The sequence below is a fragment of the Arthrobacter sp. SO3 genome (assembly GCF_020532825.1).
Taxonomy (GTDB): domain Bacteria; phylum Actinomycetota; class Actinomycetes; order Actinomycetales; family Micrococcaceae; genus Arthrobacter.
In genome coordinates this window covers 1-10,777 of sequence record NZ_MQTS01000218.1, presented here as the reverse complement: position 1 = coordinate 10,777, position 10,777 = coordinate 1, and the positions used below count along the sequence as shown (strand labels likewise).

At 68.2% G+C, this 10,777-nt stretch carries 14 protein-coding genes; all 14 read right to left on the bottom strand.

The features are described 5' to 3' along the window. On the bottom strand, positions 1 to 739 hold a 739-nt coding region (locus tag BJQ90_RS19275; RefSeq protein WP_226761808.1), incomplete at its 3' end, for a tyrosine-type recombinase/integrase. A gap of 112 nt (positions 740 to 851) precedes the next feature. Further along, the gene (gene dprA / locus BJQ90_RS19270) at positions 852 to 2,042 is read right to left on the bottom strand and encodes a DNA-processing protein DprA (protein WP_226761807.1); all 1,191 of its coding nucleotides are present in this window, start codon (positions 2,040 to 2,042) and stop codon (positions 852 to 854) included. 87 nt (positions 2,043 to 2,129) lie between these two features. Then, entirely contained in the window at positions 2,130 to 3,671 is a 1,542-nt protein-coding gene (locus BJQ90_RS19265; protein WP_226761806.1) for a YifB family Mg chelatase-like AAA ATPase, read from the bottom strand. Next, on the bottom strand, positions 3,672 to 4,028 hold the full coding sequence (locus BJQ90_RS19260; protein ID WP_226761805.1) for a YraN family protein: 357 nt from the start codon (positions 4,026 to 4,028) through the stop codon (positions 3,672 to 3,674). A 136-nt stretch (positions 4,029 to 4,164) separates the two neighbouring features. After that, positions 4,165 to 4,491 carry a DUF2469 domain-containing protein gene (locus BJQ90_RS19255; RefSeq protein ID WP_226761804.1) on the bottom strand — a complete coding sequence of 109 codons (327 nt, stop codon included), beginning with the start codon at positions 4,489 to 4,491 and terminating at the stop codon, positions 4,165 to 4,167. Positions 4,492 to 4,589: 98 nt separating this feature from the next. Continuing rightward, positions 4,590 to 5,261, bottom strand: a complete 672-nt coding sequence (locus BJQ90_RS19250; RefSeq protein WP_226761803.1) for a ribonuclease HII — start codon at positions 5,259 to 5,261, stop codon at positions 4,590 to 4,592. A 12-nt stretch (positions 5,262 to 5,273) separates the two neighbouring features. Then, positions 5,274 to 6,179, bottom strand: coding sequence for a signal peptidase I (gene lepB, locus BJQ90_RS19245; RefSeq protein ID WP_226761802.1), 906 nt, complete (start codon positions 6,177 to 6,179; stop codon positions 5,274 to 5,276). Further along, complete coding sequence (lepB, locus tag BJQ90_RS19240; protein WP_226761801.1) at positions 6,180 to 6,860, bottom strand: signal peptidase I; 681 nt, start codon at positions 6,858 to 6,860, stop codon at positions 6,180 to 6,182. A 105-nt stretch (positions 6,861 to 6,965) separates the two neighbouring features. Beyond that, positions 6,966 to 7,325, bottom strand: coding sequence for a 50S ribosomal protein L19 (gene rplS / locus BJQ90_RS19235; protein WP_226761800.1), 360 nt, complete (start codon positions 7,323 to 7,325; stop codon positions 6,966 to 6,968). A 243-nt stretch (positions 7,326 to 7,568) separates the two neighbouring features. Next, the gene (gene trmD, locus BJQ90_RS19230) at positions 7,569 to 8,378 is read right to left on the bottom strand and encodes a tRNA (guanosine(37)-N1)-methyltransferase TrmD (protein WP_226761799.1); all 810 of its coding nucleotides are present in this window, start codon (positions 8,376 to 8,378) and stop codon (positions 7,569 to 7,571) included. After that, positions 8,379 to 8,975, bottom strand: coding sequence for a ribosome maturation factor RimM (gene rimM, locus BJQ90_RS19225; RefSeq protein ID WP_226761798.1), 597 nt, complete (start codon positions 8,973 to 8,975; stop codon positions 8,379 to 8,381). It lies immediately after the preceding gene. A 113-nt stretch (positions 8,976 to 9,088) separates the two neighbouring features. Continuing rightward, the gene (locus BJQ90_RS19220) at positions 9,089 to 9,331 is read right to left on the bottom strand and encodes an RNA-binding protein (protein WP_056426755.1); all 243 of its coding nucleotides are present in this window, start codon (positions 9,329 to 9,331) and stop codon (positions 9,089 to 9,091) included. 1 nt (position 9,332) lies between these two features. Beyond that, positions 9,333 to 9,755, bottom strand: coding sequence for a 30S ribosomal protein S16 (gene rpsP / locus BJQ90_RS19215; RefSeq protein WP_104175432.1), 423 nt, complete (start codon positions 9,753 to 9,755; stop codon positions 9,333 to 9,335). Between the two features lie 215 nt (positions 9,756 to 9,970). Next, on the bottom strand, positions 9,971 to 10,408 hold the full coding sequence (locus tag BJQ90_RS19210; protein ID WP_226761797.1) for a hypothetical protein: 438 nt from the start codon (positions 10,406 to 10,408) through the stop codon (positions 9,971 to 9,973). Positions 10,409 to 10,777 lie beyond the last annotated feature (369 nt).

Sequence of the window (10,777 nt, the reverse complement as noted above, 5' to 3'; positions counted from 1 at the left end):
CCCCCAGGGCCGCCAGCAAGTCGTGGACGACAGTGCGGATCTGCCGCTGGTCGACCCGCCTGCCGCGCGCGCCGAGGAAGAGCGCCGGGCCGGAGGTGTCCGTGGCGAGGGAGGGCCGGCCCCGGCGCAGCCAGTCGTCGACGGCGAGCGCGGCAGGCAGTCCGTAGGGCACAGTGCGTTCCTTGTTGCCCTTGCCAAGCACCCGCAGGGTCCTGCGGTCGGGATCGAGGTCGTCCACGTCGAGGCCGGCCAGCTCGCCGACCCGGATGCCGGTGGCGTACAGCAGTTCAACCATGGCCCGGTCCCGCAGCGGCATGGTCCCTCCCTCGGCGGCAGCAGACTCCGCATCTTCCACGAGCCGAAGGACCTGCTGCTGGTGCAGCACTCCGGGCAGGGACTTTTCCCGCTTCGGTGCCTTCAGCCGCAGGGCGGGGTCCGCCTGGATGAGTTCCTCACGGACGGCCCAGGCGGTGAAGGCCCTGGCGGTGGCGGAGCGCCGGGCCAGGGTGGCGCGGGACATGCCCCCTTCGCTCTGCGATCCGAGCCAGCGCCGCAGGGTGCCGAGCTCCAGCCCGGCAAGATCCTCGACTCCTTCGGCGGCCGCATGCTCCAGGAGGCTGCGGACGTCGGAGAGGTAGGCGCGCACCGTGTGGGCCGAGCGTCCCCGCTCCGCCTCCAGGTAGCGGCCGAAGCCCTGGGCTGCGGTGGCCAGGCCGGCCGGGATCTGTTGGGTGGGCACTCTCCCACTCTCGCAGGATTCGCCCGGCGGTCAAGGATCCCGGCGGCGAGCCGCTGGTCTGCACGGTCCCTGCGGACGCGCGCCCGTCCCGCGGCGGGAACCAGGCCGACACTCATCCTGCGTTGCCTGACCGCTTCCAGCCTCCACGCTGCGACTCGGCCAGACCCAGCAGCCCGAGCCGGCCCAGGCCCGCCCGCACCGAATCTGCGCTCAGTCCCGCGACAACGGTGAGCTTTTCCACCGAGGTGGTGGACCGCAGGGGCAGCGCATCCAGCAGAATGAGGTCCTCCAGGGTCAAGCCGTCCTGCACTGCCGCCCGGCCGGTCCTGGCCTCGGGCAGCACTTCGCCGCTGGGCGAGGCCAGCTCCGCAATCTCCGCCGCATCGGTGACGCAGACCGCCCCGCCTTCCCGGAGCAGCCGGTGGCAACCGGCGGAATTGGCGCTGTGCACAGACCCGGGCACGGCGCCGACGGCCCTGCCCAGGGTTTCCGCGTGGTGCGCGGTGTTGAGCGCACCGGATCTCCATCTCACTTCCACGACCACGGTGACCGATGCCAGCGCGGCGATCAGCCGGTTGCGCTGCAGAAATCGGTACCGCGTCGGCGCGGACCCCGGCGGGACCTCGGCCAGGACCGCCCCCTGGTTCGCGACTGCCCGGAGCAGGTCCTCATTGCCGGACGGGTAGAAACGGTCCACGCCCCCCGCCATCACGGCGATCGTGGGGATGCTGCCGGCGGAGCCGCCGGCAAGGGCAGCCCGGTGGGCGTGTGCGTCGATCCCGTAGGCGCCGCCCGAGACGATCGTAAATCCGCGCTGGGCCAGCGAATACGCAAGGTCGCCGGTCACGGCGGAGCCGTAGGCGGTGCTGTCCCTGGAGCCAACGAGGGCAATCGATTTCCCGGCCGGGGGCAGCGGCTGCTCGACGCCGCGCCACCACAGACAAATCGGCTCCTGCAGTCCGAGGTCGGCCAGTTGCCGGGGCCACAGTTCGTCCGACGGAATGATCACACGCCCGCCGAGCCGCTGCATGGTTGCGAGGTCCCGCGCCGGGGCCAGGTCCGGAACCCTCGGCGCCCAGCGCTTTCGGGCGATCGCCAGGCCCGTCCAGCCACTGCCCTGGCTGTTCTCGTCCAGCAGCCGGAACATCTCCCGTTCCAGCTCCGCACCGGCGGCCAGCTCGCCGGTGGCGATCCGCAGTCCGTCCTCCGCCCCGGCGATATGCACCAGTGCGAGGCCTGCGGCGTCCTGCGGCTCGAACAGTCGGGACAACGCCGCCCGGGCGGTCCGTTCGCTCTCTGTCATGGTGTTGTCCTTTCACTGGCTGGCGGTGGTCGTGGCGCCGCAGTTCCCGCGGCGGCTTCGTGCGGCGCCCGGTGAGGCGGCGGCCTGTCAGGCGGCGGCCTGCCGAAGACCAAGGGCCAGTCCGATATCGTCGGCCGCGGGGATATCCCGGTGACCGAGGTCCGCCAGGGTCCAGGCCAGCCGCAACACGCGGTCGTAGCCGCGGGCCGTGAGCACCCCGCGTTCCATGGCGAGGTCCAGGATCCGGGTGGTGGGCGCACCAAGCCGTAAGGCACCCCGGAGCACCCGGCCCGGCACCTGGGCGTTGGTCTCCATTCCGAACGGCAGCAGCCTCGCGATCTGGCGCCCCCGTGCGGCATGGACGCGGGCTGCGATGGTGGCGGTGTCCTCCTCGGGCCCCGGCTGGCCAAAGTCGGCCAGCGACACCCGCTCAAGCTGCAGCTGGATGTCGACCCGGTCCAGCAGCGGCCCCGACAGCCGTGCCAGATACCGCCGGCGGATCGTAGGGGTGCAGATGCAGTCGATCCCCTTGCCCGTCGCTTTGCCGCAGGGACACGGGTTGGCCGCAAGAACAAGCTGGAAACGGGCCGGGTAGGCCGCTGTTCCTGCCGAACGATGAAGCACCAGTTCGCCGCTCTCCAGCGGCTGCCGCAGCGCATCCAGCACCCGGCGTTCGTATTCGGGGGCCTCATCGAGGAACAACACCCCGCGGTGCGCCCGCGAGGCGGCCCCCGGCCGCGGCAGCCCGGTGCCGCCCCCGATGATCGCGGCCGCAGTGGCGGTGTGGTGCGGGCTCTCATAGGGCGGCCTGCGCACGAGCTGAAGGGAAGCTGAGGTCAGTGCGCACAGCGAATGGATGGCGGTCACTTCCATGGCCTCGGCATCACCCAGGTCCGGCAGCAGCCCGGGAAGCCGTTCTGCCAGCATCGTTTTGCCTGCGCCCGGCGGCCCGGTCAGCAGCAGATGGTGGGCGCCGGCGGCAGCGACTTCCAGGGCTCTCCGGGCATCCCCCTGCCCGGCGACATCACGCATGTCCGGTGGCAGGAAGGACGGCGCGTCAGCTCCGGCGTCCGGTTCACCAGGTTCCGGCTCGGGTTCAAAGTCAAGGGCGAGCCGCTGCGGATCGGCACCAAAATCAAAGGCCAACCGGGCCAGTGTGGCGTAGCCCTGCACGCGGGCGCCTGGCACGAGTTCCGCCTCGGCGGCGTTGGCCTGCGCCACGACGACGTCCGCGTAGCCTGCGCGCACCGCGGCCATCACGGCGGGCAGGACTCCGCGGACCGGCCGCAGCCTGCCGTCCAGCCCGAGTTCGGCGATGAAGACGGTCCGGCCGGTGGACCGTATATCGCGGGAAGCCAGCAGTGCGGCCATGGCGATGGCCAGGTCGAAGCCGGAGCCCCGCTTGGGCAGCGACGCCGGGATGAGGTTGGCCGTGATCTTCCGGCGGCTCAAGGGGATTCCTGAGTTCTGGGCGGCCGAGCGGATCCGCTCCTTGGCCTCGTTGAGCGACGCGTCCGGAAGACCCAGGATGATAAATGCCGGCAGGGTCTGGCCGATGTCGGCTTCTACTTCCACGATGTAGCCGTTCAGCCCGACGAGGGCCACCGAGTAGGTCCGGCCCAGCGCCACCTACCCCACCCCTTTGAGGTGTTCCACGGCGGGGTCGCCGATGCCGTCGTCCAGCACGGCGATCACATCGATCCGGCGCAGCGGCATACGGAGCTCATGGTCCCGGCACCATGCATTGGCCAGCCGGTGCAGCCGCGCCAGCTTGTCCACGCCGACGGCTTCGAAAGGATGCCCGTAGGCGAGGGACTTGCGGGTCTTCACTTCGGCGATCACCAGGGTGTCACCGTCAAGCGCGACAATGTCGATTTCACCCTCAGAACACCGCCAGTTGCGGTCCACGATCCGCATGCCCTGGGCTGTGAGGTAGCCGGCTGCGAGTTCCTCACCGCGCCGGCCCAGCACGTCTTTAGCTCTCATGGAACCAGCGTGCAGCGCCGCGGGCGGGCGGCACAGAGCGTCAGGGCGCTATGTGGACAGCCACTGCAAGGACGGGAGTGTGGAGGAGGAGTGCGCCGCCGCTCCCCGGCTGCGCCGGGCTAATCACCGTCGAATATCAGTTCCCCAGGTCGCCGACCTTCGGCAGGGCGAGCTCCTCGCTGCGCGGGAGCTCTTCGACGTTGACGTCCTTGAACGTGATCACGCGGACGCTCTTGACGAAGCGGGCGGAGCGGTAGACGTCCCAGACCCAGGCGTCCTGCAGCGTCAGGTCGAAGTAGACCTCGCCATCGGCGCTGCGGGCCTGCAGGTCAACGTGGTTGGCCAGATAGAAACGCCGTTCGGTCTCGACCACATAGCTGAACAGCCCGACAACGTCGCGGTATTCGCGGTAGAGCTGCAGCTCCATGTCGGTCTCATAGTTTTCAAGGTCCTCGGCACTCATGATTCCATCTTGCACCATCCGGCGGCGCCCGCGCGCCACGGGCCCTCCCGCAGCACCCCGCGGCCCGCCCGTGCCCTGCGGGCAAACCGGCGCTGGCGTCAGTCTGCGAGCAGCTGCCAGCTCACCCGGTGGTAGGGCGTGGGCCCGGCGGCCCGGAGCGCGCCCTTGTGTGTGGCCGTGCCGTAGCCCTTGTTCTCGTCCCAGCCGAAGGCGGGATATTCGCGGTGCAGTTCGCGCATCATGGAGTCACGTTCCACTTTGGCCAGAATGGATGCCGCTGCCACGCTCAGGCATTGCATGTCCGCCTTGACCAGCGTATGCACCGGCGCGTCGCAACCAGGCTCCGCCGCCCCGTCCTCGAACAGGGACGGCTGCGCCGCGGGCGAGAGCCAGTTGTGGCTGCCGTCCAGGAGCACGACGTCGGGGGTCACCCCGGCGGCGAGGACCGCGAGCCAGGCACGTGTGCCGGCGAGCCGGAGGGCGGCAATGATGCCGAGGGCGTCGATTTCGTTCGCCGAGGCATGCCCGACGGCGGAAGCCACGCTCCAGCTTTGGACGAGCGGCACGAGGCGTTCGCGGTCCGCCACCTTGAGCAGCTTGCTGTCGCGCACGTCGGCGAGCAGCTTCTGCTGGTGAAGATCCACGACGGCGATGCCCACACTGACGGGCCCGGCGAGGGCGCCGCGGCCCACTTCGTCAATGCCGGCGAGGAGCCGGGCGCCGGCACTGCGGAAGCGGCGCTCGTAGTCGAGAGTGGGGGCTTCGGACATGTCTGCCTCCCGCTACTTTCCTGCCGGGGCGGGCACGTCGCGGAAGACGTCCGGGTAGTTGTCGAGGGCGGTGATGCGGTTCAGCGGCCAGGCAATGACCGCAGCCTTGCCTTCGATGTCGGCGATGTTCACGAAGCCGCCGTTGCTGTCCGTGTGGGAGCGCGAGTCGGCGGAATGGTTCCGGTTGTCGCCCATGACCCAGACCTTGCCCGCGGGGACGACAACGTCGAAATTCCGGACCTGGGGCACTTCGGCAGGATTGACGTAGCGTTCGTCCAGCGGCGCGCCGTTGACCATGAGCCTGCCGCCGGCGTCGCAACAGACCACATGGTCACCGGGCAGCCCGACGACGCGCTTGACGAGGTGCTGTTCCGAGTTGTCCGGCAGCAGGCCAATGAACGTCAGTCCGTCCTGCACCCACGTGAACGGGCCGGATGTCTTCTCCGCCGCCGGGACGAGCCAGCCCTCCGTGTCCCGGAACACCACCACATCGCCGTGCTGCAGGGCGAATGGCTCCGGGACCAGGAGGTTCACGAAGATCCGGTCGTTCACGTCCAGGGTGTTGACCATGGATTCGGACGGGATGTAGAAAGCCCGGAAGAGGAAGGTCTTGATCAGGAAGGACAGCACGATGGCGACGAGCACCACGGTGGCCACTTCCTTCACCCACAGGAACAGCGGGCCGTGGCGCTCCCGGGACTTCGCCCGGCGCGCACGCTTCGAGGCGGTTCCCGCATGGGACGGGCCGCCCGCAGCCGGGATGTCCAGGACCGGGGTCGGGCCCGCCGCGGCGTCCTGCTCCCGGGCGTCCCGCACCGGAGCAGGGGTAGGGTGCTCGGCGGCGGGGACCGCTGAGGCGGTCACCCTGGGCGGGTCCTGCTCCCGCGGATCAGGAGTCCGGGGTCCGGTCTCGGGCATCTACTGTCCGTTCTTCGCTGTTGTCGTGGTGGCCACGGCGGGCCGTGCTACTGCTGTAAATCTATCAAGCGGCCAGATGATCTGGATGGGCCTGCCGATCACCCGCTCCAGCGGCACCATGCCGCCGCCAGGGGCCCCCAGGAGACTGCGGGAATCGGCCGACATGGACCGGTGGTCCCCCATCAGCCAGAGCCGCCCCGGGGCCACGGTCACGCTGAACTTCTGTTCGCTCGGCGCGTCGCCCGCATAGAGATAGGGTTCCGCAACTTGCTGGCCGTTGACTGTGAGTTTGCCGCCGGCGTCGCAGCAGGCCACGTGGTCACCGGGGAGCCCGATGACGCGTTTGATGTAGGTGTTCTCGCCGCCGGAGAGGCCGACCCAGTGCCCCACGCCGCCGAGAAAGTCCAGCACCGGGCCCTGGCCGCTGTTCAGCGGGGCGAAGGAGCCCCGTCCGTCGAAGACGACGATGTCGCCGCGGCCCACCGGTTCGGCCTGGAAGTCCGTCCGGGACACGAGGATCCTGTCCCCCTCGCGGAAGATCGGCTCCATCGAGGCGGAGGGGATGTAGTAGACGTCGAGCCACAGCGACCGGACCAGTCCGCTGATGATCACGGCGAGGACCACGGCCGGCAACACAAAACGCCAGCCGAGTTTCCTGGGCTGGCGTTTTGTGTGTTCCATGGTCCGTATCCTTATTGCGCTTCTCTGACGTGAACAGCGCTGTTGCGGATGCTCCGGCGCTGGCCGGACACGGTCCGTGGACCCGCGGTGGAAGCCTGAAAGGACTTACTTTGCGGTCTGGAAGTCGCGCTTTTCCTTGATCTTCGCGGCCTTGCCACGCAGGTTGCGCATGTAGTACAGCTTGGCGCGGCGCACGTCGCCCTTGGAGACGACTTCGATCTTATCGATGATCGGGGAGTGCACCGGGAAGGTACGCTCCACGCCAACACCGAAGGAAACCTTGCGGATGGTGAAGGTTTCGCGCAGGCCGTCACCGTGGCGGCCCAGGACGAAGCCCTGGAAGACCTGGACACGGGAGTTCTTGCCTTCGATGATGTTCACGTGAACCTTGAGGGTGTCACCCGCGCGGAAGACGGGAACATCGGTGCGCAGCGAGGCTGCATCTACGGAATCGAGGATATGCATTGATTCACTCCTGGTGAACGCCACAGGTCCTTCACGTTGGGTCACGGCGGCGAAGCCCGGGCGCAAATGCTGCCCGGAAGGTCCCGTCGAAAATTTGTGAATCCGGCACCGCCAGGAATTGGCGGGGCCGGGGTGCCGCGCTGTTGGTGACGCTCCCCCTGTGGCAGGTTCGCACCCAGCAGGCACAAAGACCAATTTTGCCACATGCGGGGCTTTCCAGCCAATCCGCTCAGGCCAGTCCGCTCAGCCGGAATCCCCGCCGGCGTCCGCGCGCCGCACCAGGTAGCCGTCGACGACGTCGTACCCGAGGTCCGCGAAGGCGGTGCGGTCAGCGCGGGGCAGCTTGGCGGCGTCGAACGCCTCAAGAAGGTCCGGGCGGCGTTCGGCGGTGCGCCGGTACTGTTCGTGCCGGCGCCACTGGGCGATCTTGCCGTGGTTACCGCTGAGCAGCACTGCCGGAACCTCGCGGTCCCGCCAGTTGGAGGGCTTGGTGTAGACGGGGTACTCCAGCAGCCCGTCGGAATGTGATTCCTCCACGAGTGACTCCGGATTGCCCACAACGCCGGGCAGGAGGCGGCCGATGGCCTCCACCATGGCCAGCACTGCCACTTCGCCGCCGTTGAGGACGTAGTCGCCAAGGCTCACGGGCCGGACCGTGAAGTGCCCGGCGGCCCATTCCATGACGCGCTCGTCGATGCCTTCGTAGCGGCCGCAGGCAAACACCAGCCGGTCCTCTTCGGCCAGTTCGTGGGCCGTGGCCTGGGTGAACCGCTCGCCCGCCGGTGACGGCACGATCAGGACCGGCTTCGCAGCTTCCGCAGGACGGTCGGCCGCCACGGCTGCCAGCGACTGCGCCCACGGCTCGGGCTTCATCACCATGCCGGCGCCGCCGCCGTACGGGGTGTCATCGACGGTCCGGTGGCGGTCCGTGGTGAAGTCCCGGAGGTCGTGGACGTTCAACTCCAGCAGGCCGTCCTGGCGGGCTTTGCCGATCAGCGAGAGTTCCAGCGGTGCCAGGTAGTCGGGGAAGATGCTGACGACGTCGATCCTCATTTAAGCGTTGTCCCCGGCGCCGGCGCGGTCTTCAGCGGTGGCGGCTCCCGCGGACTTCGACTCCTCCTCGGATTTGGCCTCGTCCTCGGCGTTGACCTCGAAGAGGCCCGGAGGCGGGGTGAGAAGGATGTAGCCTTCCCCGACGTTGACCTCGGGGACGATCTGTTCCACGAAGGGGATCAGGACTTCCTTGCCGTCCGTGGCGGTGACGACGAGCAGGTCCTGGACCGGGAGGGTGTGCAGGCCGGAGACCTTGCCGACCACCTGGCCGCCGACGCGGACTTCCAGGCCCTCGAGCTCGTGCTCGTACCAGCCCTCGTCGTCCTCATCATCGTTGAGTTCTTCGGTTTCGACGAACAGCTTGGCGCCGCGGATGGCCTCCGCTTCGTTGCGCGTTTCAATTTCCTCGAAGGCGAGCAGCAGGATGTCCTTGTTCCAGCGTGCGCTGATGATGGTGAGCGGGCCGGCCGAGGCCGGCTCCACCACGAACTGGGTCCCCGGGACGAAGCGGTCGCCGGGCGCGTCCGTGAGCACCTGGACGGTTACTTCGCCGCGGATGCCGTGGGGCTTGCCGATTCGTGCCACCTGAAGCTGCATCTGTTCCTCTGTTCGGGGTTGGTGAGTCTGTGGATCTGCTGGGGAAAACAGTTCGGCCCCTCCACCATTATCTGGTGAAGGGGCCGGACTCAAGACATGTATTGCTGAAAGCGTTACCGGCGGCGGTCGGTGTCGACGACGTCGACCCTGACCGGCTCGCCATCCGCCAGTGCTGCCACCACAGTGCGCAAGGCGCGTGCGGTGCGGCCCTGGCGGCCGATCACCCGTCCGAGGTCGTCCTGATGAACGCGCACTTCGAGGGTGTCCCCGCGGCGGTTGTTCTTCGCACTGACCTTGACATCCTCAGGACTGTCAACGATCCCCCGGACGAGGTGTTCGAGCGCTTCTGCCAGCAAGTTACTCAGCCTCGGTGGTCTCTGCTGCGGCGTCGGCGGGAGCCTCGGCAGCGTCATCCTTCTTGGCCTTCTTGGTGATGGCTTCCGGGATAATCACGGAACCCTTTTCCGGGGTCACGAAGGCAGCCTTGGGAGCCTTGGTCTTCAAGGTGCCCTCCTGGCCGGGGAGACCCTTGAACTTCTGCCAGTCACCGGTGATCTTGAGGATCGCGGCAACCTGCTCGGACGGCTGTGCGCCGACGCCGAGCCAGTACTGGGCACGGTCCGTGTCGACCTCAATGTATGAGGGCTCTTCGGTCGGGTGGTACTTGCCGATCTCTTCGATGGCACGGCCGTCACGCTTGGAGCGTGCGTCCATGACGACGATGCGGTAGTACGGTGCGCGCATCTTGCCAAAGCGCTTAAGGCGAATCTTTACGGCCACTTTTGTGGTCACTCCTGTTTCTGAAACGGGGTCGAGCCCGGCGTTCTGCACCCGTGGGGCGGGCCGTACTAGGGGGTTCTAAAAGGACAAGATCCGGACGCGGAGAGAGGGGCCACGCAGATCGAGTACCTGTTTATTGTGCCAGATCAGCGGCGGGATTTCGACTTGACACCCGCGGGCCCTTCATTTCCCGGCCCTTCCCGGCCCGAGGCGGCTCAGGAAGTCCAGACGTAGAGGCCGGATTTGCTGGCAGGGTCGACGCCGGCGGCCAGTTCGGCGAGCTGCCGGACGTACCTTGCGGCCTGCTCCACACCGAAGGGCATGTCCTCCTCCGCGGCCCAGCTTTCCGCGACATCGGCCAGGACGTCGCCTTCCCCTTCGGTCTCATAGCTGAGCAGCTCGGCCAGGGCGCGGACCATCGCCGCCGGGACGCCCAGGAGGGAGTCGCTGGCGACATCGACCATGGCGAGCTCGTAGTCGGCGCCCGCGGCGTGGACAGCCGTTCCGGCCAGGTCGCCCAGGCGCTCGACTTCGAAGTCACTGATATCCGCAATCCGGACAGCCCCGGCGGCTGCGGCAGCGCCGCCGTCGAGGGCTGCGGCACGTTTGAGGGCTTCATCGTGGGTGGAGAAAAAGATTTCGGTGAATCCCATGGAGCTCGTCCTTATGTGTCTGGCGGCGCTGGTCCGCTGATTTCGGCGTCGCCTCAGCCTAGCCGCTTGCGCCCGGCTGCGCCCCGACTGGACATGCCCTCCCCTGATCGCAACCGATGGACAGAAGGCCACTATGTCCATTCCTGGCCTCGGCCGGTGGACATGCCCCACGGAGCGGTCAGCGAAGAGTGGACATGTCCCGTCGTCCTGCCAGCGAGAACTGGACATGCCCTCCGGCAATCCCGGCAGCACCCTGCCTCACTCGCCCCGCCCCGCTGGACATGCCCTCCCCTGACCTGCACGAGTGGACATAGGGCCACTATGTCCACTCGTGCAGGTCAGGGGAGGGCATGTCCAGCGGGGCGGGGC

Coding starts and splice junctions, on each gene's coding strand:
- lepB (WP_226761802.1), bottom strand. CDS start 6,179: ATGCCCGAGACCGGACCCCGGACTCCTGATCCGCGGGAGCAGGACCCG.
- rimM (WP_226761798.1), bottom strand. CDS start 8,975: ATGCAGCTTCAGGTGGCACGAATCGGCAAGCCCCACGGCATCCGCGGC.
- lepB (WP_226761801.1), bottom strand. CDS start 6,860: ATGGAACACACAAAACGCCAGCCCAGGAAACTCGGCTGGCGTTTTGTG.
- BJQ90_RS19255 (WP_226761804.1), bottom strand. CDS start 4,491: ATGAGTGCCGAGGACCTTGAAAACTATGAGACCGACATGGAGCTGCAG.
- rplS (WP_226761800.1), bottom strand. CDS start 7,325: ATGCATATCCTCGATTCCGTAGATGCAGCCTCGCTGCGCACCGATGTT.
- BJQ90_RS19260 (WP_226761805.1), bottom strand. CDS start 4,028: ATGAGAGCTAAAGACGTGCTGGGCCGGCGCGGTGAGGAACTCGCAGCC.
- BJQ90_RS19210 (WP_226761797.1), bottom strand. CDS start 10,408: ATGGGATTCACCGAAATCTTTTTCTCCACCCACGATGAAGCCCTCAAA.
- dprA (WP_226761807.1), bottom strand. CDS start 2,042: ATGACAGAGAGCGAACGGACCGCCCGGGCGGCGTTGTCCCGACTGTTC.
- trmD (WP_226761799.1), bottom strand. CDS start 8,378: ATGAGGATCGACGTCGTCAGCATCTTCCCCGACTACCTGGCACCGCTG.
- BJQ90_RS19250 (WP_226761803.1), bottom strand. CDS start 5,261: ATGTCCGAAGCCCCCACTCTCGACTACGAGCGCCGCTTCCGCAGTGCC.